We start from the raw sequence: 23,298 nt of genomic DNA on the forward strand, positions 1-23,298 counted from the left end.
TGCCCGCCCACGGCCCGACCGACGGAGCACATCGAGAAGAGGACTCATCATGAACAGCATCAATCGCCGATCCCTGCTGCTGGCAGGACTCGGCGCCGCGGGCGCGGGCGCCCTCGCGGCCTGCAGCGGCAATTCCGGCACCTCCGGCAGGTCCGGTACCTCCGAGGGCCACGCCGGGCTGGTCGGCCCCGCCGACGAGGTGGTCGCCACGACGGAGAGGAAGCGCGGGAGCACCGGCCGGGTGCGGAAGGTCACGCTGACCGCCGCGCCCGCCACGCTCGACCTCGGCGGCGGCGTCAGGGCCAGGAGCTGGGCCTTCAGCGGCCGGACCCCGGGCCGGGAACTGCGGCTGTCCGCGGGCGACACGCTCGCCGCCGAACTCTCCAACCAGCTCCCGGGCAGGACCACGACCTCCGTCCACTGGCACGGCATCGCCCTGCGCGCGGACATGGACGGCGTGCCCCCGGCGACGCAGGCCGCCGTCCGGGCGGGCGGCAACTTCACCTACCGCTTCATCGCGGACACGCCCGGCACCTACTTCTTCCACCCCCACGTCGGCGTCCAGCTCGACCGCGGCCTCTACGCGCCGCTGATCGTCGAGGACCCGCACGAGCCGCTCAAGTACGACGACGAGTGGGTGGTCGTCCTCGACGACTGGGTCGACGGCGTGACCGGCACCCCCGACGAGGTCTTCGCGGAACTCAGGCAGGGCATGGGTGGTATGGACGGTATGGACGGCATGGACATGGGATCGGGCTCCGGTTCCGGCTCCGGCGGTTCCTCCTCCGGCGACGGCATGGGTGGCATGGGGGACATGGGCGGGATGGACATGAGCGGCGGGAGCATGAACGGGATGAGCGCGTCCCCGTCCGCCTCCGGCGGCGGCATGCCCATGAGGTTCATGCTCATGGGCGCCCGGAGTCCGCTGCTCGGGGGCGACGCCGGGGACGTCAAGTACCCGTACCACCTGGTCAACGGCCGCGTCCCGGCCGACCCCGAGGTCCACCGGGCCAAGCCCGGCTCCCGGGTCAGGATCCGGATCATCAACGCCGCGAGCGACACGGCGTACCGGGTGGCGCTCGGCGGCCACAGGATGACCGTCACCCACACCGACGGCTTCCCGGTCCGGCCCGGCGAGACCGACGCGCTGCTGATCGGCATGGGGGAGCGCTACGACGTCACGGTGCCCCTCGGCGACGGCGTCTTCCCGCTGGTCGCGCTCGCCGAGGGCAAGAACGCCAGTGGCATGGCCCTGGTCCGCACCGGATCAGGCCGTGCGCCCGGGCCCACCGTCCGTCCGTCCCAGCTGGGCGGCATGGTCATGACGGCGGACCGGCTGAAGCCGGCGGACGACGTCCGGCTCCCGGCGAAGAGGACCGACCGGGTGCACCGCGTCGAACTGACCGGGGGGATGGCCGGCTACGACTGGGGCATCAACGGCAAGCGGTTCGACGTGAACGACCCGACCACGCACCCGATCCTCGTCGAAAAGGGCCAGCGGGTCCGGCTGGACTTCGTCAACCGGACCACCATGTGGCACCCGATGCACCTGCACGGCCACACCTACCAGCTCGGCACCGGCGGCCCCCGCAAGGACACCACGATCGTGCTGCCGAAGCGGACGGTGTCCGTCTACCTGGACGCGGACAATCCCGGTCAGTGGATGCTGCACTGCCACAACGCGTACCACGGGGAGTCCGGGATGATGGCGCTGATGGCGTACCGGGCCTGACGGGGAGGGGACGGGGACGGAACCGGGGGAGGGGGAGCGCGGCACACCGCCCGCTCCCCCCGAACCGGCGCACCGGGCAGGCGCGTTCACGCCTCGGAGCCGGAGCCGGAGCCGGAGCCGGAGCCGGAGCCGGAGCCGGAGCCGGAGCCGGAGCCGGGATCTCTCCCCACGGCGCGCAGGGCCTTGCGCAGCGCGCTGCGCTCGGCGGCGGTCATGTGGCCGACGAAGTGGGCGAGCGCCACGGGCCGGTCCTCGCTGGCGTCGAGGGCGTCCTCCATGAGGGCGGCGGAGTACTCCTCCCGGGTGCGGACCGGCTCGTACAGCCAGGCGCGACCGTCCTTCTCCTCGCGTACCAGCCAGCCTTTGGAATGGAGGATGTTGGCGACGGTCATCACCGTGGTGTACGCGACGGGCCGGGTCCGGTTGATGTCGTCGACGATCTCCCGCACCGTCGCCGGGCGCTTCCACCTCCACAGGCGGTCCATGATCTCCGCCTCCAGATCCCCCAGCCGTCGCATGGCCCCGCTGCTCTCTCTCCGCCGTGGTGGTCGACCTCATCGTAGAGCGCGACCCCGGAGCGCAACCGTGCCTTGGGACAGGCGCCCACCGCGCCCCCCTCGCCGGCCCCGTGCTTTCGCCGCTCCAAGGTCGCCGAGTGGTCAGGCCGCCGCGGTCCGCCGAGACTGAGAGATGGGTCCGCGTACCGGCAGGGCAGCCCGCACACGCGCTCAGGAGGTGGCGTCGTGACGTCCTTCTCACCCGGATTCCGCGGGCGCGCCCGTTCCCTGGTGGACCGCCTGCCGCCCGGCCAGTACCCGACCGAGTCCTTCCCCGTGCTGTCGGCCGGGCCGACACCGCGCGTGGAGACCGGCACCTGGACCTTCACGGTGACCACCGAGCGCGGCGAGACGCACGCCTGGACCTGGGACCGGATGATGGCCCTGCCGCAGCAGGACACCGTCCAGGACATCCACTGCGTGACCCGCTGGTCGAAGTTCGACACGCGGTGGCGCGGGGTCCCGCTGGACCTCTTCCTGGAGGACGTCGAGACGACGGCGCACCACGCCGTCGTCGACAGTCACGGCGGCTACACCACCAACCTCGCGCTGGAGGACCTCCTCGACGGCAAGGCGTGGATCGTGCACGGCTACGACGGCTACCCCCTGTCGCCCGAGCACGGCGGCCCCGCCCGGCTGCTCGTACCGCACCTGTACCTGTGGAAGTCGGCGAAATGGGTGCGCGGCCTGCGGCTCACCACGGAGGACGAACCCGGCTTCTGGGAGTCCGTCGGCTACCACAATCACGGCGACCCGTGGCGCGAGCAGCGCACCTGGGGCGACTGACCGTGCGCATCGCCTGGCGCGCCGCGCGGCTGGCCGAGCGCCACGTCCAGTCCCGCTCCGCCCGCTCCCTGGTCTTCACCGTGCCCGGCTGGCCCGGCCACCTGCCCGGCCAGCACGTCGACGTACGGCTCACCGCCGACGACGGCTACCAGGCCGTACGCAGTTACTCCCTGGCCGCGCCCGCCGACGGCGACCGCGTCGAGCTGGGCGTCCAGGCCGTCCCCGGCGGGGAGGTCTCGCCGTATCTGGCGCACCGGCTCCCGCTGGACGCGGATGTCGAGATGCGGGGACCGCTCGGCAACTGGTTCGTGTGGCGCGGCGAGGACAGCGAGCCGGTGCTGCTGGTGGCCGGTGGCTCCGGAGTGGTCCCGCTCGCGGCGATGGTCCGCGCCCACCGGCGGGCCGGCTCGCGCAGCCCCTTCCACCTGCTGTACTCGGTGCGCGGTCCCGAGGAGGTCTGGTACCGGGACGACCTCTTCCACGAGGATCCGCTGGTCGACGTACGCATCGTGTACACCCGCCGGTCACCGCTGGACAGCTCCCGCGAACCGGGCCGGGTGAGCGCGGACGACCTGCACGAGCCGTCGGCCCGGCTGGAGCCGGGCAGCCCCGTCTACATCTGCGGGCCGACGGGGTTCGTCGAGTCCGTCGCCGACCTGCTCGTCGCTCTCGGCCGCGACCCCGCCACCATCCGCACCGAACGCTTCGGCTGACCTGTCCGCCCGTCCCAGGGGAGGTCCCCATGTCGGACACCACCACCCATCTCGACGGCAACTGCCTGGCCGGCCCGCTCTCGGAGATCCTCTCCGTGGAGACCACCACCGCCTGGTGGCGCTGCCCGGAGTGCGCGCGGTCGGGCCCCATGGCCCAGCTGCACGTCTACGGGCCCGAACCGGGCCTGACCGCCCGGTGCCCGGGATGCGCGCACATCGCCCTTCGGCTGGTCCGGGAGGGCGAGCACATCTGGCTGACCCTGGGCGGCGGCACGGGCGCCTTCCGGTTCCGCGCCGGGCAGGCGGCCCGCCCTCGATGACCGAACCGGATCGATGCGATCGCCACCGGCGGTACCTGGGGGAAGTTCCGTCCCCGGGGTGGTCCGCCGTCCCGGGGAACACGACCGCCGGCCGGGCGAAAAAATCAACGTTGCACACTGCAAGAGTGGGTACCCGGACACCGTAAGCGGCGGCAGTGCCGTCGCGCGCCCCCGCTCGTGCAGGAAGGCGGTCGACCCGATGTCCCGCAACTCTCCCCTCGAAGCACCCGATGTCTCCGCGGTGGACGTGACACGGCTGGAGCGGGCGCTGCGAGCGGCCGTGGACGCCGAGGTCCGGTTCGACGCGGGCAGCAAGGGCGCCTACTCCACGGACGGCTCCAACTACCGACAGGTGCCCCTCGGCGTGGTGGTCCCGCGCACCGTCGAGGCCGGGGCCCACGCCGTGGAGGTGTGCGCACGCTTCGGCGCCCCGGTCCTGTCGCGCGGCGGCGGCACCAGTCTGGCGGGCCAGTCGGCCAACGCCGCCGTGGTGATCGACTGGAGCAAGTACTGCCACGGCCTGGTCTCCGTCGACCCCGAGGCCCGCACCTGCGTGGTCGAGCCGGGCATCGTCCTCGACGAGCTGAACCGGCGGCTGTCCGGCCACCGTCTGCAGTTCGGCCCCAAGCCGTCCACGCACAGCCACTGCGCCCTCGGCGGCATGATCGGCAACAACTCCTGCGGCGCCTCGGCCCAGGCCTACGGCAAGACCGTGGACAACGTGCGTCGACTGGAGGTCCTCACCTACGACGGCCTGCGCATGTGGGTCGGGCCGACCTCGCGCGCGGAGCGGGCGCGGATCACAGCGGAGGGCGGGCGCCGCGCCGAGATCTACGACGGCCTGGACCGCCTGGTCGCGGAGTACCTGGGCGACATCCGGCGCGGCTACCCGAAGATCCCCCGGCGGGTCTCCGGCTACAACCTCGACTCGCTGCTGCCGGAGAACGGCTTCGACGTCGCCCGGGCCCTCGTCGGCAGCGAGGGCACCCTGGTGACCGTCCTGCGCGCCGAACTGGACCTGGTCCCCGTGCCGCCGTACCAGTCGCTGCTGGTCCTCGGCTACCCGGACATCTGCCGGGCGGGGGACGACGTGTCCCGGCTGCTCCGGCACTGCTCGCCCAGCCAACTGGAGGCGCTGGACGGGCGCATGGCGCAGCTGATGCGCGAGGAGGGCGCCCACCTGGAGTCGCTGGCCGCGCTGCCCGAGGGCGGCAGCTGGCTGCTGGTGCAGTACAGCGGTGACAGCCAGGAGGACGTCGACGAGCAGGCGCACGCGCTGCTGCGCGCTCTCGGCCGCGGTGAGAAGGACCCGGACGTGGCCTTCTCCGACGACCCCGAGCGCGAGCAGAGGATGCTCAAGGCCCGTGAGGCCGGCCTCGGGGTGACCGCGCGGCCGCCGGACGACCGGGAGACCTGGGAGGGCTGGGAGGACTCGGCCGTACCGCCGGAGCGGCTCGGCGCCTACCTGCGCGACCTGAAGGGCCTGTTCGACGAGTTCGGCTACGACCATCCGTCCCTGTACGGACACTTCGGGCAGGGCTGTGTGCACACCCGCATCCCGTTCGGGCTGAAGACCGCCGAGGGCGTAGCCGACTTCCGCCGCTTCCTGGAGCGAGCCGCCGACCTCGTGGCCTCCTACGGCGGCTCGCTGTCCGGCGAGCACGGCGACGGCCAGTCCCGGGGCGAACTGCTGACCCGGATGTTCGGCGAACGGCTGGTGACCGCCTTCGGCGAGATGAAGAGGCTGTTCGACCCGGGCAACCGGATGAACCCGGGCAAGGTCGTCGACCCCAACCCGGTCGACGGGCAGCTCCGCCTCGGCCCCGCCTGGCGGCCCGCCACGCCCGCGACCCACTTCGGCTACCCGGAGGACGAGCACTCCTTCACCCGCGCGGTGATGCGCTGCGTCGGCGTCGGCAACTGCCGCAGCCACTCCGGCGGCGTGATGTGCCCCTCGTACCGGGCGACCCGGGAGGAGGAGCACTCCACCCGGGGCCGGGCCCGTCTGCTGTTCGAGATGCTCGACGGGCACGCCGACTCCACGATCACCGACGGCTGGCGCTCCACCGAGGTGCGCGACGCGCTCGACCTGTGCCTGGCCTGCAAGGGCTGCAAGTCGGACTGCCCGGTCGGCGTCGACATGGCCACCTACAAGGCCGAGTTCCTCTCCCACCACTACGAGGGCCGGCTGCGTCCCGCCGCCCACTACTCCATGGGCTGGCTGCCGCTGTGGGCCCGGCTCTCCCGGATCGCCCCGTCCCTGGTCAACGCGGTGCTTCAGGCGCCCGGTCTGGCCCGCGCCGGCAAGCGGCTGGCCGGGGTGGCCGAAGAGCGGCAGGCGCCGGTGTTCGCGCGGCAGTCGTTCGTCCGGTGGTGGCGCGAGCGGGGCACCGAGGAGCCGGACCCGGCCGACCCGCGGACCGTGCTGCTCTGGCCCGACACCTTCAGCACCTACTTCCACCCGTCCGTCGCGATCTCGGCCGTACGGGTCCTGGAGGACGCGGGCTTCAAGGTCGCCGTCCCCACCGAGCCCGTGTGCTGCGGCCTGACGTGGATCTCCACCGGCCAGCTGACCGTCGCTCAGAAGGTGCTGCGACGCACGCTGGACGTGCTGCGGCCCTACCTGGAGGCGGGCACCGCGATCATCGGCCTCGAACCCTCCTGCACCGCGGTGTTCCTGTCCGACGCGCCCGAACTGATGCCGGACGACCAGGACGTGCGGCGGCTGGCCGGGCAGCTCCGCACCTTCGCCGAGCAACTCGTGCACCACGCGCCCGACGGCTGGGAGCCGCCGCGGCTCGCCCGGCAGGCGACCGTGCAGACCCACTGCCACCAGCACGCGATCATGAAGTTCGACGCCGACCGGGAACTCATGCGCCGCGCCGGCCTCGACGCCGACGTCCTGGACGAGGGCTGCTGCGGCCTGGCCGGCAACTTCGGCTTCGAACGCGGCCACCACGACGTCTCCATGGCCGTCGCGGAACAGGGCGTCCTGCCCGCCGTCCGCGCGGCGGCCCCCGGCAGCCTGGTGCTCGCCGACGGCTTCAGCTGCCGCACCCAGATCGAACAGGGCGACACCGGCCGCCGGGCCCTGCACCTGGCCGAGGTGCTCGCCCTCGGCCTCCGGGGGAACCTGCCCAGCCGGGAGCCCGAGCGCCTGGCCGAGCGGCCCGCGCCGCCGGCCGGCCCGGCCCGGTGGGGGGCCACCGCGGGTGCCGCGGTCCTCGCGGCCACGGCGGCGGCCGCGGCCGGCCGGACGGCGCTCAGACACCTGCGCCGCCCGTGACCCCCCCGGGCACGGCCCGCCGCCGCGCGCCCTGCGAAACCACCTTCCGGAAAGGTCTTCGAACATGTCGATGAAGGTTTCCGACCACGTCCTCGAGCGCCTGCGCGACTGGGGTGTGGAGCACGTCTTCGCCTACCCCGGCGACGGCATCAACGGGCTGCTCGCGGCCTGGGGCAGGGCCGACGACAACCCCCGGTTCATCCAGGCGCGCCACGAGGAGATGGCCGCCTTCGAGGCCGTCGGCTACGCCAAGTTCTCCGGCCGGGTCGGCGTGTGCGCCGCCACCTCCGGCCCCGGCGCCATCCACCTGCTCAACGGCCTGTACGACGCCAAGCTCGACCACGTGCCGGTCGTCGCGATCGTCGGCCAGACCAACCGCAGCGCCATGGGCGGCTCCTACCAGCAGGAGGTCGACCTGCTGACCCTCTACAAGGACGTCGCCTCCGACTTCTGCGAGATGGTCACCGTCCCCGAGCAACTGCCCAACGTGCTCGACCGGGCGATGCGCACCGCCATGGCCCGCCGCTCGGTCACGGCCGTCATCCTCCCCGCCGACGTGCAGGAACTCGACTACTCGCCGCCCCCGCACGCCTTCAAGATGGTCCCCTCCAGCCTGGGTATGCCGCACTACGCGCCCGTGCCCGCCGACGAGGACCTCGCCCGCGCCGCCGAGGTGCTGAACGCCGGCGAGAAGGTCGCCCTTCTGGTCGGCCAGGGCGCCCGCGGGGCCCGTCAGGAGGTCATGGCGGTCGCCGAACGCCTCGGCGCGGGCGTCGCCAAGGCGCTGCTCGGCAAGGACGCCCTGGACGACGACCTGCCCTACGTCACCGGCTCCATCGGCCTGCTCGGCACCCGGCCGTCGTACGAGCTGATGAGGGACTGCGACACCCTTCTCGTCGTCGGCTCCTCCTTCCCGTACACGCAGTTCCTGCCGGAGTTCGGGCAGGCGCGGGCCGTGCAGATCGACATCGACCCGCACATGGTCGGTCTGCGCTACCCCTTCGAGGTCAACCTCGTCGGCGACGCCCGCGAGGCGCTGGCCCGGCTGCTGCCGCTGCTGGAGGCGCGCAAGGACACGGCCTGGCGCAAGAAGCTCGAGAAGGACACCGCCCGCTGGTGGGAGGTCATGCAGCGGCGGGCCGCGGTCGACGCCGACCCGATCAACCCCGAGTACGTCGCCCACACCCTCAACGACCTGCTGCCCGACAACGTCGTCCTGGCCTCCGACTCCGGCTCCGCCGCCAACTGGTACGCCCGCCATCTGAAGCTGCGCGGCGCCATGCGCGGCTCGCTCTCCGGCACCCTCGCCACCATGGGGCCCGGAGTGCCGTACGTCATCGGCGCCAAGTTCGCGCACGGCGACCGCCCGGCGATCGCGCTGGTGGGCGACGGGGCGATGCAGATGAACGGCATGGCCGAGCTGATCACCGTCGCCAAGTACTGGCGCGAGTGGGAGGACCCCCGCCTCATCGTGGCCGTCCTGAACAACCAGGACCTCAACCAGGTCACCTGGGAGATGCGCGCCATGGAGGGCGCCCCGCAGTTCCTGCCCTCCCAGTCGATCCCCGACGTCGCCTACGCCGACTTCGCCCGGCTGATCGGCCTGGACGGGATGCGGATCGAGAAGCCCGGTGACGTGCAGGGCGCCTGGGAGGCCGCGCTGGCCGCCGACAAGCCGTGCGTGCTCGACTTCGTCACCGACCCGGCCGTGCCGCCCGTCCCGCCGCACGCCACCCTCGACCAGATCGAGGCCGCGGCGACCTCGATCCTCAAGGGCGACAGCGACCGGGCCGGCATGGTCCGCCAGGGGTTCAAGGCCAAGGTGCAGGAGTTCCTGCCCGGCGGCCGGCACCGCGGGGACCGGCCCGGCGCGGAGGACGGGAAGTGAGCGACACCCCGGTCGTGGAGCGCGTGGACACCGCGGTGTTCACCGTTCCCGCCGACGCGCCCGAGGCGGACGGGACCCTGAGCTGGGACAGCACCACGCTCGTCCTGGCCACCGTCCGCTGCGGCGACGTCAGCGGCCTCGGCTGGACCTACGCGCCGGCCGCCACCGCCCGCGTGATCGACGACCTGCTCACCGGCGTCGTCACCGGATCGCCGGCATGGGACGTACCGCGTACGAACGAGGCCATGCGGCGCGCGGTGCGCAACGCCGGCCTTCCCGGCGTGGCCGCCCAGGCGATCGCCGCCGTGGACATCGCCCTGTGGGACCTCAAGGCGCGGCTGCTCGGCCTGCCGCTGGTCCGGCTGCTCGGCGCCGCCCGCGAGGACGTGCCCGTCTACGGCAGCGGCGGTTTCACCACCTACGACGACGAGCGGCTGGAGCGGCAACTGAGCGGCTGGGTCCAGGAGGAGGGCATCCCCCGCGTCAAGATCAAGATCGGCGAGTCGTGGGGGCGCCGCGAGGAGCGCGACCGGCGGCGGGTGGGCAGGGCGCGTGCCGTCATCGGCGACCGGGCCGACCTGTACGTCGACGCCAACGGCGGCTACGACGCCAAGCAGGCCGTACGCGTCGGCCGGGCCCTCGCGGACCAGGGCGTGACCTGGTTCGAGGAGCCCGTCTCCTCCGACCACCTCACCGCCCTCGCCCTGATCCGCGAGCGACTGCCCCTGGACGTCGCGGCCGGCGAGTACGGCTACACGCTGCCGTACTTCGAGCACATGCTGGCCGCGGGCGCCGTGGACTGCCTGCAGGCCGACGCCACACGGTGCGGCGGCATCACCGTCTGGCTGCGCGTCGCCGCCCTCGCCGAGGCCCGCGGCATCGCCGTCTCCGGGCACTGCGCCCCGCACGCCCACGCGCACGCCGCCGCCGCGGTCCCCAACCTGCGGCATCTGGAGTGGTTCCACGACCACGTGCGCATCGAGCGCCTCCTCTTCGACGGCTGCCTCGGCCCGGACGGCGGCACCGTCGCGCCGGGCGCCGACGGCGCGCCCGGGCTCGGACTGACCTCGCCACCGGACGCGCACAGAGCTACCGCGTGGGCTGACACCAGGAGGCAGCACCGATGAGCAGTACATCCTTCCCGGCGCACGCGCTGCACGACTACGCGCTGCTGGCCGACGGGGAGCGCGGCGCCCTGATCGGACCCGACGGCGCCGTCAACTGGCTGTGCGCGCCCACCTGGCACGACGACGCCGTCTTCGCCTCGCTCATCGGCGGCGCGGGCGTCTACGCCGTGACCCCGCGCGGGCGCTGGGTCCCGGGCGGCTACTACGAGGACGGCACGCTGATCTGGCGCAGCCGCTGGGTCACCACCGACGGCGTGATCGAGTGCCGCGAGGCCCTCGCCCTCCCCGGCGAGCCGGACCGCCTGGTCCTGCTGCGGCAGGTGCGCGCCGCAGAGGGGACCGCCCACGTCAGGGTCGTACTCGACCCGCGCGCCGACTACGGTCGCGCCCCGCTGACCTCCACGCACCGCGACGACGCCGGCGTCTGGTACCTGCACACCGGCCGTCACCGGCTGCGCTGGCAGGGCGCCCCGTCGGCGACCGTCCGGGCCGAGGGGCTGACCGCCGATCTCGTCCTCCAGCCCGGCCAGAGCCACGACCTGGTCCTGGAGTGCTCCGACTCGCCGCTGCCGCACGCCCCGCCTCTGGCCGACCGGGCCTGGCAGGCCACCGAACGGGCCTGGCGGCGGGCCGTGCCCGCGCTGGAGCGGACCGTCGCCCCCGGTGACGCCCGCCGCTCCTACGCCCTGCTGCGCGGGCTGACCGCGCACGGCGGCGGCATGGTCGCCGCGGCCACCACCAGCCTGCCCGAGCGCGCCGAGGAGGGCCGCAACTACGACTACCGGTACGTGTGGATCCGCGACCAGAGCTACGCCGGACAGGCCGCGGCGGCCGCCGGCGCGCCGGAACTCCTCGACTACGCGGTCCGTTTCGTGGGCGAGCGGCTGCTGGCCGACGGGCCCCGCCTGGCCCCCGCCTACACCGTGTACGGCACGCCCGTCCCCGGTCAGCGGGAGCTCGACCTGCCCGGCTACCCGGGCGGCTTCAGCCGGATCGGCAACCACGTGGAGAAGCAGTTCCAGCTCGACTGCTTCGGCGAGGCGCTGCTGCTGTTCGCCGCCGCCGAACGGCACGGCCGGCTCGACGGCGACGGCTGGAAGGCCGCCGAGACCGCGGTGCGGGCCGTCGCCGAGCGGTGGCGCGAGCCCGACGCGGGCATCTGGGAGCTGGACGACCGGCCCTGGACGCACAGCCGGCTCACCTGCGTCGCCGGACTGCGCGCCCTGGCCGGCGCGGCCCCCGGCCGGCCGCTCGCAGACACCTGTGCCGGCCTCGCCGCCACCGTGTTCGCCGAGACCGCGGCGACCGGCGTGCACCCCGACGGCCACTGGCAGCGCGCCCCCGGCGATCCCGCGGTCGACGCGGCCCTGCTGCTGCCCGCCCTGCGCGGCGCGCTGCCCGCCGGCGACCCGCGCACCCGCGCCACCCTCGCCGCCTGCCGCGCCCAGCTCAGCCAGAACCACTTCGTCTACCGGTTCCGCCACGACGACCGGCCGCTGGAGGAGGCCGAGGGCGCGTTCCTGCTGTGCGGCTTCGTCATGGCGCTGGCCGAGCACCAGCAGGGCGACGCGGTCGAGGCGTGCCGCTGGTTCGAACGCAACCGCGGCGCCTGCGGGGCGTCGGGACTGTACGCGGAGGAGTTCGACATCGCCCAGCGCCAACTGCGCGGCAACCTCCCGCAGGCCTTCGTCCACGCCCTGTTCCTGGAGACCGCCGCCCGCCTGGCCGAGGACCCCGCCCCGGGCCCGCCCCGGATCCCGCCGGGGACCTCGCCGCATCCCGCCCAGCACCCCGACCCGCCCGGGGCACGCCGTCCAGCAAGGAGCTGACATGACCCAGACCGTCGTCATCACCGGTGCCAGTGCCGGCATCGGCCGCGCCACCGCCCGCCTGTACGCCGGGCGCGGCGCCAACATCGTGCTGATCGCCCGCGGCCGGGCCGGGCTCGACGCGGCCGCGAAGGAGGTCGAGTCCCTGGGCGGCCGGCCGCTGGTCCAGGTCGCCGACGTGGCCGAACCGGACCAGGTGGACGCCGCCGCCTCGGCCGCGGAGGAGCACTTCGGCCCGATCGACGTGTGGATCAACTGCGCGTTCAGCACCGTCTTCGCGCCGTTCGAGGAGATCACACAGGAGGAGTACCGGCGGGCCACCGATGTGACCTACCTCGGCTTCGTCAACGGCACCCGCACCGCCCTGAAGCGGATGCTGCCCCGCGACCGCGGCACCATCGTCCAGGTCGGCTCCGCACTGGGGGAGCGGTCGGTGCCGCTGCAGTCCGTGTACTGCGGGGCCAAGCACGCCATCAACGGCTTCACCTCCTCGCTGCGCACCGAACTGCTGCACCGCGGCAGCGCCGTGCACGTCACGATCGCGCAGATGCCGGCCGTCAACACCCCGCAGTTCTCCTGGGTGACCACCCGGCTGCCCCGGCATCCGCAGCCCGTCCCGCCCATCTACCAGCCGGAGGTCGCCGCACGCGGCGTCGTGCACGCAGCCGACCACCCGCGCCGCAAGCAGTACTACGTCGGCGCCACCACGCTCGCGACGATCTGGGCCAACCGCCTCTTCCCCGCCCTGCTGGACCGCTACCTGGCCCGCACCGGGTTCGACTCCCAGCAGACCGGCCGGCGGCCGCCCACCGGCGAGAGCAATCTCTTCGCACCCGTCGACGGCACCGAGGGCACCGACCACGAGGCGCACGGCATCTTCGACGAGGTCGCGCACCGCCGGTCCTTCCAGGCCGCCCTGGCGCGCCACCCCGCCGCCATCGCCTCCGCGCTCGCCGTGGGCGCCGCGGCCACCGCCAGGGCCGCGCTCGGCAGGCGCGGCGGGCCGGGCGCGAGCGGGCACGGAGGAGCGCTCCGCCCCGGCCGCGTGAGGAGGAGGGGATGACGACCGCCGGGACGGCTCCCGTCCGGCACCGTTGCCCTCTGCAATGATGCTCCGCACGTGATCGTGTTCCGCCCGCCCGGGCGGAACGACGCAAGGGGACCCCATGCCGCAGCACCCCACCGACCCGGCCCCGGCCGACCCGGCCCCGGACGCCGGGCCCCACGCGCTGGACCGCGAGGCCGAGGAGCTCGGCACGGCCGTGATGGCGGCCTCCCGGCTCTTCGTGGCGATCTCCGCCCGCGCGCTCGCCTCCACCGCCGAGTCGCTCACCCTGCCCCAACTGCGGGCGCTGGTCGTCCTCGACACCTGCGGCCCGGTCAAGCTCGCCGCCCTCGCCGCCACGCTCGGCGTCAACCCCTCCACCGCGCTGCGCATGGTGGAACGGCTGGAGGCGCTCGACCTGGTCGACCGCAGGACCAACCCCGCCAACCGGCGCGAAGTCGTACTGAGCCTGACGTCCCAGGGACACGACCTGGTCACCCGGGTCCTCGCGCACCGCCGCGCGGAGGTCCGCCGGCTCGTGCAGCGGCTGCCCGCCGAGGAGCGGGCCGCGCTCGTCCCCGCCCTGCGCGCGCTGACGGCCGCGGCGGGCGAGTTGGCGGTGGAGTCCGCCGACAACGCCCGCACGGTACGCACCGTCGTCGACGACCCCCTGGCCCCCGTGCCCCGGCCGGACCCGTAGCCGCGGCCGCCCGACCCGCGACGGCGGGGCCCGGGGCGCGGGGGCGGCTCCGTGACCTGCCCCCGGTGCGGCGCGATCCGCTACGTCGCGGTGGTCGTGCCCTTCCAGCACGACCTCCAGCGGACACACGCCCGACTGTCACGGCCGGGCGCGGACGACGTCGGCCGGGCCGCCGAGGAGGCCGCCGCCGGCGACGTCACCGTGGTCACCGGCCGGGACCCGGACCAGCCAAGTCCGGCTCCCTCCTCCCGCGGCCGGCCGGGACTGCCGCCCGGTGGGCGTCGTCCAGTACCTCGTCGATGACGCGGCGGGCCACGGTGGCCATCCACGGGTTCCTGTCGCGGTAGTACGAGAGCTCGAGCAGCGCGATCGACAGCGCCCAGCCGCGCCCCCGCGTCCAGGCCGCCTCGCCCGTCCGGTCCGCCGGGCGCGCGGGCGGCGCCGGGTCCGTCTCCAGCGCGGCGTGGAACCGCGCCCGGCCGTCGGCCGGCAGCACGTACCAGGCCACGATCAGATCGACGGCCGGGTCGCCGAGACCCAGGCACCCGAAGTCGATGACGGCGTTCAGCCGCCCGTGCTCCAGCAGCAGGTTCGCGGGTTGCAGATCGGAGTGGATCCACACCGGCGGGCCGGGCGGCGGCGGGGCGCACAGCGCCGCGTCCCAGGCGGCGGTGGCCGCCCGGGCATCGATCACCTCGCGCAGCGCGGCGATGGCCGCACGGGTCTCGCCGTCCCGTGCCGCCAGGGGCTCGCTGCGGTAGGCGGGCGGCCCGTCCGCCGGGTCGACGCGGTGCAGCGCGGTGACGAAATGTGCCAAGTCCCGTGCCAGCAGAGCCGGTTCGGTCAAGGTGCCGGGCTCGGCGATGTTCCCGTCGAGCCAGCGGTACACCGACCAGGGCCACGGGCAGCCCTCGTCCGGTGTGCCCAGGCCCAGCGGCTCGGGCACGGCCACCGGGAGTGCCGGGGCGAGCCGCGGCAGCCATTGGTGCTCCTTGTGCACGTCGTCCGCCGCCCCGGGGGTGCGCGGGAGCCGGACGACCATGTCCCCGCCGAGCCGGTACATGACGTTGGAGGTGCCCGCGGAGCGGACCCGGGCGAGCGGCAGCTCCGCCCACCGCGGGAACTGAGTGGCTATCAGCCGGCGCACGAGGGAAAGCGGAAACTCCGGCTCACCGGGATGCAAGGTGTCGGTCTGGGTGTCGGCACACATGGAGCGCAAGCAAACGGTGTGACCTCGTGACACGTCAACCGATTAGAGGTCCTGCGTGGGAGGGGCCCGGCACGGCCGGATGGCGTCGACCGGCCGGCGGGGAGACGATGAGAGCGAGGGCCGGGCCCCCGCCGCTCCCGCGCGCCTTCCCCCGAACTCCGCCCGGAGACGGAGACCGGCCCCAGGAGACTTCACGGCCGGAAGGGAGAACACCGTCATGCTGGAAGTGAAGACGGTCGACAAGCCGGACGAGCGACGCGACTTTCCCCGGGGTCACCTCGAGGCCGTCCACCTCACCGGGCTCGACTTCGCCGTGGCCACCTTCGAACCGGGCTGGCGCTGGACGGAGTCGGTCGGCCCCATCGCCGGCACGAAGAGCTGCCAGATCCACCACAACGGCTTCGTCGTCCAGGGACGGATGCGCCTCGTCATGGACGACGGCGGCGAGAGCGAGGTCGGCCCCGGCGACGTCTTCGTGTGCCCGCCCGGGCACGACGCCTGGGTGGTCGGCGACGAACAGGTCGTGGTGTACGACTTCGCGGGAGCCATGGCGCAGGAGTACGCCAAGAAGCCGTCCGACGGCTAGGACGACGACAAATCCGGATCGGCAACGTCAGATCGGCAGCAGCCGGGAGATCAGGGTGCCCAACTGGCGGACGGTGCGGCACTCGTGCATCTCCACCAGTTCGGCGTAGGCCGGTGCGGCGGAGTCGCCCGTGCCCCACTGGGCGCGGGGCTCGGGGTTCAGCCAGTACAGGCGGCGGGCCCGCCGGGCGATCTCCCGTACGGCCGCCAGGTTGGGGTCGCTCAGGTTGGTGCGGGCGTCGCCGAGGACGAACACCGTGGTGCGCGGGCCGACCGCGTCGCCGTACCGCTGCGCGAACTCGCCCAGCGATACGCCGTAGTCGCTGCTGCCGTGCCAGCCGGTCAGCCGCGCCTCGGCCTGGATGCGGACACCGAGGCCCTCCGGGTCGGCCGCGCCGTGCCGCAGCAGCCCCGTCACCTCGTCGATCCGGTTGACGAAGGCGAACACCCGGACCTTGCTGAACTGGTCGTGCAGCGCCTGCACGAGCAGCATCGTGAAGTCGGAGAAGCCCGCCACCGAGCCGGAGACGTCGCACAGCAGCACCAGCTCCGGCCGCGCGGGGCGGCGCCGGCGCAGCACCGGCCGCATCGGCACGCCGCCCGTCGAGAGCGAGCCGCGCAGCGTGCGGCGCAGGTCGATCGAGCCGCGGGCGGCGCGGCGCCGGCGCGCGGCGAGCCGGGTGGCCAGCTTGCGGGCCAGCGGCTGCACGGTCCGGCGCAGTTCGGCGAGCCGGTCGCGCCCCGCGTACAGGAAGTCGACCCGGTCCGCGCTCGGCGCCACCGCCCGCCGCGCGATCTCCTCCCGCCCGCGCCGCTCGGCGACCCGGCGCCGCGCCTCCGAGCCGACCTGCCGGCGGAACTCCTCGATACGACGCCGGATCTCGTCGTCGAGCAGCCGGTCGGCGAACCCGGCGTCACCGCCGCGCGCCCGGACGCTCGCCCGCACCCGGGCCAGCAGCGTCTGCGGACGGATCCGGTCCAGCGTCTGGTACGCCGACCAGCCGTCCGACCCCGGTGCGGCCCCGTAGCCGCCGAAGCCGTCGACCGCCTCGATCGCCAGCCGCTCCATCAGGGCCGTGTCGCCCGTGGCGAGGGCCTCGGCGAGCCGGTCGCGCAGCCCCTCACGGTCGGCGGGCCTCCCCTCCGGAGCGCCGACCCCGCGCGGGAAGTACAGGTCGAAGACCGGGTCGAACACCGCCCGCTGCGCGCTGCCGTGCAGCAGGGTGGCGGCCAGGCCCTCACGCAGCAGCTCGCGGTCCGCGAGGCCGAGCGCCTCGACCGCCCGCGCCGCGTCCAGGCTCTCCCCGGTGCCGACCCGGACGCCGTGCGCCCGCAGCGCGCCGACGAACCCGGTGAGCCGGTCCGCCACCCCGCTCGGCGCGGAGGCGCTCACACCGCGTCCAGGTCGAGCTTGGCCGCCGCCTTCAGCACGTCCTCCTGGTGCTTGAGCAGGACGCCCAGGCTGTCCCGGACGATGCTCTCCTCCAGGGTGTCGGCGCCGAGGGCCAGGAGCGTGCGGGCCCAGTCGATCGTCTCGGCGACCGAGGGCACCTTCCGCAGGTCCATCGCCCGCAGGGCGCCCACGACCCGCACCACCGACGCGGCCAGCGCCTCGTCGAGGCCCGGCACCTTCAGCCTCACGATCCGCCGCTCCAGCTCCTCGTCGGGGAAGCCGATGTGCAGGAACAGGCAGCGGCGGCGCAGCGCCTCGGACAACTCGCGGGTGGCGTTCGAGGTGAGCACCACGAAGGGGCGGCGGGTCGCGGTGACCGTGCCCAGCTCGGGGACGGTCACCTGGAAGTCGCTGAGCACCTCCAGCAGCAGTCCCTCCATCTCGACGTCGGCCTTGTCGGTCTCGTCGATCAGGAGCACCTTCGGCTCGTCGCCCCGGATCGCCGTCAGTAGCGGGCGGGTCAGCAGGAACTCCTCGCTGAAGATGTCCGTGCGGGTGTCGTCCCAGCTCTCGTCCCGGCCCGCGCTGATGCGCAGCAGCTGCTTGGCGTGGTTCCACTCGTACAGGGCGCGCGACTCGTCGACGCCCTCGTAGCACTGGAGCCGGACCAGCCGCGCGCCCGCGACCTGGGCCACGGCCTTGGCCAGCTCGGTCTTGCCGACCCCGGCGGGCCCCTCGACCAGCAGCGGCTTGCCGAGCCGGTCGGCCAGGAAGACGGTGGTGGCGACCGCGGGCGAGGCGAGGTAACCGGTCTCGGCCAGGCGGGCGGAGACTTCGTCGACGGAACTGAACAACACGGCCTCCGGCACGGCGCGGGCGAATCTCTGTCCGAGCCACTATCTAAGCGCTTGTTCAGCCCCTCTGTCACGCGGTCCGCGCCGCGGGCGGCCCGGGAGTCCCGTCCGCCTCCTCCGCCACGAGGACCACCTCCAGCGTGCGGGGCCCGTGCACCCCTTCCACCCGGTCCAGTTCGATGTCGCTGGTCGCCGACGGCCCGGAGATCCAGGTCAGCGGGCGGGCCGGGTCCAGGCGGGCGAGCGCCTGGGGCACCGAGGAGACCACCTGGCCGGGCACGCGGACGACGCAGATGTGGTGGTCCGGGACGAGCGTGATGCGGCGGCGGCCCTGATCCGGGGAGCCGTCGAGGACGATCGTGCCGGTCTCGGCGACGGCGACGGCGCAGCCGGTGATCACGCTGTCCACCCGGTCGAGTTCGTGGGCCGTGCTCTCCGCCCGGTCCGCGACCCGGGTGACCTCCGCCGCCGTCAGCCAGCCCTCGTCCAGCCCCGGCGGGACGACGACGGACTCCGACCCCCGGTCGTCCAGCAGGCGGGCGATCAGCGCGGGCAGCCCGGCAGCGTCGGTCCGGTGCACCACCGCCCGGTAGTCCGCCAGGTTCTCCGCCAGCAGCTCCACCGTCCGCGCGGCGGTGCGCTCGCCGTGCTGCTCCCGGTAGTCCCTGGGAACGGCCTGCTCGTACGGCGTGTCGTCCGGGGGGACGTCCGCCAGCGCGCGCCGTACCCGGCCCAGGATCCGGTCCCTGCTGCTCACTTCGCGCCGTCCTTCCCGCCGTGCGTACGCTGCCACCAGTCGCGGAACGGTTCCGCGGGCACCGGCGGCAGGTCCCGGGTGCCGCTCCACGCCCGGCCGGGGCCCGGCAGGGTCCGCGGATGGAAGCGGCGGGAGCGGGACGCCAGGCGCTGGCCGGTGCGCAGGGCGGCCGGGTGGGTGAACGCCCAGCGGGCCGCGCGCATCGCCGCCCGCTCGGCGGCATGGCCCTTGGCCGGCTTCAGCACCACCTTGTTGCCCTGCCGGGTCGCCTCCCCGCCCTCGGCGACCCGCTCCCGCAGGTGCACCAGCACCTCGGGAATGTCGATGGCGACCGGGCACACCTCGTAGCAGGCGCCGCAGAGCGAGGACGCGTACGGCAGCGAGGCGTCGATCTCGCTTGCCGTGCCGCGTAGTTGGGGGCTGAGGATGGCGCCGATCGGCCCCGGGTAGACCGAGCCGTAGGCGTGGCCCCCGGCCCGCTCGTACACCGGGCAGACGTTGAGACACGCCGAGCAGCGGATGCAGCGCAGGGCCTGCCGTCCGACCTGGTCGGCGAGCGTGTCGCTGCGGCCGTTGTCCAGCAGCACCAGGTGGAACTCCCGTGGCCCGTCGGCCGTTTCGGCGTCCGTCGTGCCCGTCGTGCCCGTCGTGCCCGTCCACATCGAGGTGTACGGGTTCATCCGCTCGGCCGTGGAGGAGCGGGGGAGCGTCTGCAGGAACACCTCCAGGTCGCGCCAGGCCGGCACGATCTTCTCGATGCCGACCACCGAGATCAGCGTCTCGGGCAGGGTCAGGCACATCCGGCCGTTGCCCTCGGACTCCACGACCACCAGCGTGCCCGTCTCGGCGACGACGAAGTTGGCGCCGGAGATACCGACCCGGGCGCGCAGGAACTTCTCCCGCAGGTGCAGCCGGGCCGCCTCGGCCAGTTCGGCGGGCGTGTCCGTCAGGCCCTCGGGTGCCGGGCGCCCCCACTCCTTCATCTCGGAGCGGAAGATGTCCCGGATCTCGCCGCGGTTGCGGTGAATGGCGGGGACCAGGATGTGCGAGGGCCGGTCCTTGCCCAACTGCACGATCAGTTCGGCGAGATCGGTCTCGTAGGCCCGGATGCCCGCCGCCTCCAGCGCCTCGTTGAGCCCGATCTCCTGCGTGGCCATCGACTTGACCTTGACGACCTCCGACTCGCCGGTGCCCTTGACCAGTTCGGTGACGATCCGGTTGGCCTCGTCGGCGTCGGCGGCCCAGTGGACGGTGCCACCCGCCGCCGTGACCGCCTCCTCCACCTGCACCAGGTAGCGGTCGAGGTGACGGAGCGTGTGGTCCTTGATCCGGCGGCCCGCCTCCCGCAGTTCCGCCCAGTCGGACATCTCCGCGACCGCCTTCGCCCGCTTGGCGCGGATGGTGTGCGTGGCGTGGCGCAGGTTGCCGCGCAGGGTCGGGTTCCGCACCGCCTCGTGTGCGGCCTCGGGGAAGGCCGGGAAGGCGGGCATGCCTACGAACGTCGCGCTCATGCCGTCCGCGCCTCCTCCGTGCTCGCCAGGATCTCCGCGATGTGCACCGGCCGCACCGCCGTGCGCAGCCGGGCCATGGTCCCGCCGAGGTGCATCAGGCACGAGTTGTCGGCCGCGCACAGCACCTCCGCGCCGGTCGACTCGGCGTTGCGCACCTTGTCGGCGCCCATCGCCGCCGAGACGTCCGCGTTCTTCACCGCGAAGGTGCCGCCGAAGCCGCAGCACTCCTCGGCCCCCGGCAGTTCCACCAACTCCAGTCCCCGCACGGCCTCGAGGAGCCGCCGGGGCCGGTCGCCGAGCCCGAGGCCGCGCAGTCCGTGACAGGTCGGGTGGTAGGTCACCTTGTGCGGGTAGTACGCGCCGACGTCCGTCACCCCGAGCACGTCCACCAGGAACTCCGTGAGCTCGTACGTCTTCGGCACCACGGGCGCCAGGGTGGCCGCGAGCGTGTCCCCGCGCCCCTCGGCGCGCGCCCGTTCCCCCAGCCGCGGATACAGCTCCCGCACCATCGCCCCGCACGACCCGGACGGCGTCACGATCGCGTCGTAGTCCCGGAAGACGTCGGCGAAGTGCCGGGCGAGCGGCTCGGCCTGGTGGCGGTACCCGGTGTTGTAGTGGGCCTGCCCGCAGCACGTCTGGGCCATCGGGAAGTCCACCTCGACGCCCAGTCTGGTCAGCAGGGCGACCACGGCGCGCCCGGTGTCCGGATAGAGCGTGTCGTTCACGCAGGTCAGGAACAGGGCGACGCGCATCGCGGCTCCTTGTGGTCGATCATCGGACGATGGCAGCCTAATTTCCGGGGACGGCCCGGGGGAGACCCCGGTCACGGCGTGGCGAGCCGGGCCTCGGCCGCCCGCCAGGCCGCGGTGCCGCCGCTCGGCTCGTACCGCGTCAGCGGCTGCGTACGGGCCACCAGCCGGCGCAAGCCGGCCCGGTCGCCGGCGTGTCCGTGCGCCCGGGCCTGGACCAGCACGTTGCCGAGGGCCGCCGCCTCGGTGGGGCCGGCCACCACCGGCAGCCCGCAGGCGTCGGCGGTCAGCCGGCACAGCCGTACCCGGCCCGCTTCGGCAACGTCGACTCCGGCACCGGCAACGGCTGCGAACTCACCGTCGTCAGCGCGGTGGTGGTCGGCGGCGTCGTCTTCACCGGCGGCTCCGGCAGCGTCTACGGCGCGCCCCTCGGCGCGCTGCTGCTGACCTCCGTCAACAGTGTGCTGCCCGCCCTCGGCGTCAGCTCGGTGTGGGTGCGCGCCATCAATGGCGTCCTCCTCCTGCTCGCCATCGCGGTCGACCGGATCGTCGCCCGGCACGCGACGACGGACTGCTCGTCGGCCACCTGGAGACCGAGGAATTCGCCGGCCCGGGCCGGCATGGAGGCCACCGACGTCAACGCCCGCCGGCAGGCCGAGATGGCGCCGTTCTTCGAGTCGACGGACGGCGCCCGGCCCGAGGAGGACGAGCTGCTCCTCGAGGAGACCGAGGCGGAGGGCGGGCCGACGGCGCACCAGCACCGGCGGGTGGTGCTCCAGCCGGAGCTGGTGGTGCGCAGATCAAGTCTGCCGGGCCGCTGACCCGCCGTTCAGTATCTTTCATGATCCCGGGGCCCCGGACCCGGTGGCCGTGTGCTGAACTGGGACGCGGCCCGTCCGTCCGTCCCGGGAGATCCGTTGACCGCGAGCTACCGCCAGCCCGGCGTCGTCCTCACCGACCGCCACTTCACCGTCCCCCTCGACCACGACGACCCGGCGGGAGAGACCATCGAGCTCTACGCCCGCGAGGTCGTCGCCGGGGACAAGGCGGGCAAGGACGACCTGCCGTGGCTGGTCTACCTGCAGGGCGGCCCGGGGTTCGGGGCGCATCGTTTCGTCGGTAAGCAGGCCTGGCTCGGCCGCGCCCTGGAGGACTACCGCGTCCTCCTCCTGGACCAGCGCGGCACCGGCCACTCCACCCCCGCCAACCGCCAGACGCTCCCGCTGCGCGGCGGCCCCGCCGAGCAGGCCGCGTACCTCACGCACTTCCGCGCGGACGCCATCGTCCGCGACTGCGAGGCGATCCGCCCGCAGGTCACCGGCGGCGCCCCCTGGGCCGTGCTCGGCCAGAGCTTCGGCGGCTTCTGCACGGTCCACTACCTCTCCACGCACCCCGAGGGCCTGAGCACCGCGCTCGTCACCGGCGGCCTGCCCTCCCTCGACGCGCACGCCGACGACGTCTACCGGGCCGCCTACCCGCGCGTCGAACGCAAGGTCGCCGCCCACTACGCCCGCTACCCGCAGGACGTGGACCGCGCCCGCCGCATCGCCGACCACCTCCTCACCCACGACGTGGTGCTCCCGAACGGCCACCGCCTCACCGTCGAGGCCTTCCAGTCGCTGGGCATCCTGCTCGGCGGCGGCGACGGCAGCCACCGCCTCCACTACCTCCTGGAACACGCCTTCGTCCGCGCCGCGGACGGATGGACCCTGTCCGACGCCTTCCAGGAGGAGACGCAGGGACTGCTGTCGTACGCCGGCCACCCCCTGTACGCACTCGTCCACGAGGCGATCTACGGCCAGGACACCCGCCCCACCGCCTGGGCCGCCGAGCGGGTCCGCGCCGAGTTCCCGCAGTTCGACGCCGCCAAGGCCCTCGCGGGCGACGGGCCGGTGCTGTTCACCGGCGAGTCCGTGCACCCCTGGATGTTCGACTGCGACCCCGCGCTGCGCCCGCTGCGCGAGACCGCCGAACTGCTGGCCGCCCACACCGGCTGGAAGCCGCTGTACGACCCCGCCCGCCTCGCCGCCAACGAGGTCCCGGTCGCCGCGGCCGTCTACCACGACGACATGTACGTCGACACCGCCCACGCCCTGCGGACCGCCCGCGCCGTCCGCGGCCTGCGGACCTGGGTCACCGACGAGTTCGAGCACGACGGCGTGCGCGCCGGCGGCCCGCGCGTCCTGGACCGGCTGCTCGCGCTCGCCCGCGACGAGGTCTGAGAACCGCCCGGCCGTCGATCCCGTCCGGCACCTA

General features: G+C 74.0%; 19 protein-coding genes and 2 pseudogenes. 13 read left to right on the forward strand and 8 right to left on the reverse strand.

Annotated features, from left to right (window positions below; translation table 11 throughout):
• Positions 1-49: 49 nt before the first annotated feature.
• A complete protein-coding gene (locus ACIQ9G_RS06625; protein ID WP_403607211.1) occupies positions 50-1,732 on the forward strand; it encodes a multicopper oxidase family protein in 1,683 nt (560 codons plus the stop codon).
• A gap of 86 nt (positions 1,733-1,818) precedes the next feature.
• Here the strand turns inward: ACIQ9G_RS06625 and ACIQ9G_RS06630 are convergent, their stop codons facing one another.
• Positions 1,819-2,250, reverse strand: a complete 432-nt coding sequence (locus tag ACIQ9G_RS06630) for a BlaI/MecI/CopY family transcriptional regulator (RefSeq protein WP_403607213.1) — start codon at positions 2,248-2,250, stop codon at positions 1,819-1,821.
• A 225-nt stretch (positions 2,251-2,475) separates the two neighbouring features.
• Here ACIQ9G_RS06630 and ACIQ9G_RS06635 point away from each other — a divergent pair, with 225 nt between their 5' ends.
• The 9 genes from ACIQ9G_RS06635 to ACIQ9G_RS06675 all read left to right on the forward strand — a co-directional run bounded on the left by ACIQ9G_RS06635 (position 2,476) and on the right by ACIQ9G_RS06675 (position 13,983).
• Complete coding sequence (locus ACIQ9G_RS06635) at positions 2,476-3,075, forward strand: molybdopterin-dependent oxidoreductase (protein ID WP_403607215.1); 600 nt, start codon at positions 2,476-2,478, stop codon at positions 3,073-3,075.
• Positions 3,045-3,788, forward strand: a complete 744-nt coding sequence (locus ACIQ9G_RS06640; protein WP_403607217.1) for an FAD-binding oxidoreductase — start codon at positions 3,045-3,047, stop codon at positions 3,786-3,788. Before ACIQ9G_RS06635 ends, ACIQ9G_RS06640 begins: the two co-directional genes overlap by 31 nt.
• A 29-nt stretch (positions 3,789-3,817) precedes the next feature.
• Positions 3,818-4,108, forward strand: coding sequence for a DUF6510 family protein (locus tag ACIQ9G_RS06645; RefSeq protein ID WP_403607219.1), 291 nt, complete (start codon positions 3,818-3,820; stop codon positions 4,106-4,108).
• A 199-nt stretch (positions 4,109-4,307) separates the two neighbouring features.
• Positions 4,308-7,394 carry an FAD-binding and (Fe-S)-binding domain-containing protein gene (locus tag ACIQ9G_RS06650; RefSeq protein WP_403607221.1) on the forward strand — a complete coding sequence of 1,029 codons (3,087 nt, stop codon included), beginning with the start codon at positions 4,308-4,310 and terminating at the stop codon, positions 7,392-7,394.
• 64 nt (positions 7,395-7,458) lie between these two features.
• Positions 7,459-9,282: a thiamine pyrophosphate-requiring protein gene (locus ACIQ9G_RS06655; protein WP_403607223.1), complete on the forward strand. Its 1,824-nt coding sequence runs from the start codon at positions 7,459-7,461 to the stop codon at positions 9,280-9,282.
• Complete coding sequence (locus tag ACIQ9G_RS06660) at positions 9,279-10,409, forward strand: enolase C-terminal domain-like protein (RefSeq protein WP_403607225.1); 1,131 nt, start codon at positions 9,279-9,281, stop codon at positions 10,407-10,409. The genes ACIQ9G_RS06655 and ACIQ9G_RS06660 overlap by 4 nt, the downstream gene beginning before the upstream one ends.
• A complete protein-coding gene (locus ACIQ9G_RS06665; RefSeq protein WP_403607227.1) occupies positions 10,406-12,238 on the forward strand; it encodes a glycoside hydrolase family 15 protein in 1,833 nt (610 codons plus the stop codon). Before ACIQ9G_RS06660 ends, ACIQ9G_RS06665 begins: the two co-directional genes overlap by 4 nt.
• A 1-nt stretch (position 12,239) precedes the next feature.
• Positions 12,240-13,301 carry an SDR family oxidoreductase gene (locus ACIQ9G_RS06670; protein ID WP_403607229.1) on the forward strand — a complete coding sequence of 354 codons (1,062 nt, stop codon included), beginning with the start codon at positions 12,240-12,242 and terminating at the stop codon, positions 13,299-13,301.
• A gap of 103 nt (positions 13,302-13,404) precedes the next feature.
• The gene (locus ACIQ9G_RS06675) at positions 13,405-13,983 is read left to right on the forward strand and encodes a MarR family winged helix-turn-helix transcriptional regulator (RefSeq protein ID WP_403607231.1); all 579 of its coding nucleotides are present in this window, start codon (positions 13,405-13,407) and stop codon (positions 13,981-13,983) included.
• A gap of 205 nt (positions 13,984-14,188) precedes the next feature.
• On the opposite strand, the gene ACIQ9G_RS06680 is transcribed toward ACIQ9G_RS06675, so the two are convergent.
• Positions 14,189-15,193 carry an aminoglycoside phosphotransferase family protein gene (locus ACIQ9G_RS06680; protein ID WP_403607233.1) on the reverse strand — a complete coding sequence of 335 codons (1,005 nt, stop codon included), beginning with the start codon at positions 15,191-15,193 and terminating at the stop codon, positions 14,189-14,191.
• 217 nt (positions 15,194-15,410) lie between these two features.
• Between ACIQ9G_RS06680 and ACIQ9G_RS06685 the strand changes: the two genes are divergently transcribed.
• Positions 15,411-15,779, forward strand: coding sequence for a cupin domain-containing protein (locus ACIQ9G_RS06685; protein ID WP_392195230.1), 369 nt, complete (start codon positions 15,411-15,413; stop codon positions 15,777-15,779).
• Positions 15,780-15,806: 27 nt separating this feature from the next.
• Here the strand turns inward: ACIQ9G_RS06685 and ACIQ9G_RS06690 are convergent, their stop codons facing one another.
• The 6 genes and pseudogenes from ACIQ9G_RS06690 to ACIQ9G_RS06715 form a co-directional block, all read right to left on the reverse strand.
• Complete coding sequence (locus tag ACIQ9G_RS06690; RefSeq protein WP_403607235.1) at positions 15,807-17,171, reverse strand: VWA domain-containing protein; 1,365 nt, start codon at positions 17,169-17,171, stop codon at positions 15,807-15,809.
• Positions 17,168-18,025, reverse strand: coding sequence for an AAA family ATPase (locus tag ACIQ9G_RS06695; protein WP_403607909.1), 858 nt, complete (start codon positions 18,023-18,025; stop codon positions 17,168-17,170). The genes ACIQ9G_RS06690 and ACIQ9G_RS06695 overlap by 4 nt, the downstream gene beginning before the upstream one ends.
• 70 nt (positions 18,026-18,095) lie before the next feature.
• The gene (locus tag ACIQ9G_RS06700) at positions 18,096-18,782 is read right to left on the reverse strand and encodes a lactate utilization protein C (RefSeq protein ID WP_403607237.1); all 687 of its coding nucleotides are present in this window, start codon (positions 18,780-18,782) and stop codon (positions 18,096-18,098) included.
• Complete coding sequence (locus ACIQ9G_RS06705) at positions 18,779-20,293, reverse strand: LutB/LldF family L-lactate oxidation iron-sulfur protein (RefSeq protein WP_403607239.1); 1,515 nt, start codon at positions 20,291-20,293, stop codon at positions 18,779-18,781. The genes ACIQ9G_RS06700 and ACIQ9G_RS06705 overlap by 4 nt, the downstream gene beginning before the upstream one ends.
• Positions 20,290-21,045 (reverse strand): (Fe-S)-binding protein, encoded by a 756-nt coding sequence (locus ACIQ9G_RS06710; protein ID WP_403607240.1) that lies wholly within the window; start codon positions 21,043-21,045, stop codon positions 20,290-20,292. Before ACIQ9G_RS06710 ends, ACIQ9G_RS06705 begins: the two co-directional genes overlap by 4 nt.
• Positions 21,046-21,116: 71 nt before the next feature.
• Positions 21,117-21,434, reverse strand: a pseudogene (locus tag ACIQ9G_RS06715) (FGGY-family carbohydrate kinase); the annotation flags it as partial.
• On the opposite strand from ACIQ9G_RS06715, the pseudogene ACIQ9G_RS06720 reads away from it, so the two are divergent.
• Positions 21,345-21,596: pseudogene (locus tag ACIQ9G_RS06720) on the forward strand (ABC transporter permease); the annotation flags it as partial. The pseudogenes ACIQ9G_RS06715 and ACIQ9G_RS06720 overlap by 90 nt on opposite strands.
• A 363-nt stretch (positions 21,597-21,959) precedes the next feature.
• On the forward strand, positions 21,960-23,264 hold the full coding sequence (locus ACIQ9G_RS06725; protein ID WP_403607241.1) for an alpha/beta fold hydrolase: 1,305 nt from the start codon (positions 21,960-21,962) through the stop codon (positions 23,262-23,264).
• Positions 23,265-23,298: the final 34 nt, after the last annotated feature.

The sequence above is a fragment of the Streptomyces sp. NPDC096152 genome (assembly GCF_044763235.1).
Taxonomy (GTDB): domain Bacteria; phylum Actinomycetota; class Actinomycetes; order Streptomycetales; family Streptomycetaceae; genus Streptomyces.

What these genes read in the sequence shown, in the direction of transcription:
- ACIQ9G_RS06655 (WP_403607223.1), top strand. Translation starts at nt 7,459, where the DNA reads ATGTCGATGAAGGTTTCCGACCACGTCCTCGAGCGCCTGCGCGACTGG.
- ACIQ9G_RS06685 (WP_392195230.1), top strand. Translation starts at nt 15,411, where the DNA reads ATGCTGGAAGTGAAGACGGTCGACAAGCCGGACGAGCGACGCGACTTT.
- ACIQ9G_RS06710 (WP_403607240.1), bottom strand. Translation starts at nt 21,045, where the DNA reads ATGCGCGTCGCCCTGTTCCTGACCTGCGTGAACGACACGCTCTATCCG.
- ACIQ9G_RS06650 (WP_403607221.1), top strand. Translation starts at nt 4,308, where the DNA reads ATGTCCCGCAACTCTCCCCTCGAAGCACCCGATGTCTCCGCGGTGGAC.
- ACIQ9G_RS06705 (WP_403607239.1), bottom strand. Translation starts at nt 20,293, where the DNA reads ATGAGCGCGACGTTCGTAGGCATGCCCGCCTTCCCGGCCTTCCCCGAG.
- ACIQ9G_RS06625 (WP_403607211.1), top strand. Translation starts at nt 50, where the DNA reads ATGAACAGCATCAATCGCCGATCCCTGCTGCTGGCAGGACTCGGCGCC.
- ACIQ9G_RS06645 (WP_403607219.1), top strand. Translation starts at nt 3,818, where the DNA reads ATGTCGGACACCACCACCCATCTCGACGGCAACTGCCTGGCCGGCCCG.
- ACIQ9G_RS06680 (WP_403607233.1), bottom strand. Translation starts at nt 15,193, where the DNA reads ATGTGTGCCGACACCCAGACCGACACCTTGCATCCCGGTGAGCCGGAG.
- ACIQ9G_RS06665 (WP_403607227.1), top strand. Translation starts at nt 10,406, where the DNA reads ATGAGCAGTACATCCTTCCCGGCGCACGCGCTGCACGACTACGCGCTG.
- ACIQ9G_RS06670 (WP_403607229.1), top strand. Translation starts at nt 12,240, where the DNA reads ATGACCCAGACCGTCGTCATCACCGGTGCCAGTGCCGGCATCGGCCGC.
- ACIQ9G_RS06675 (WP_403607231.1), top strand. Translation starts at nt 13,405, where the DNA reads ATGCCGCAGCACCCCACCGACCCGGCCCCGGCCGACCCGGCCCCGGAC.
- ACIQ9G_RS06630 (WP_403607213.1), bottom strand. Translation starts at nt 2,250, where the DNA reads ATGCGACGGCTGGGGGATCTGGAGGCGGAGATCATGGACCGCCTGTGG.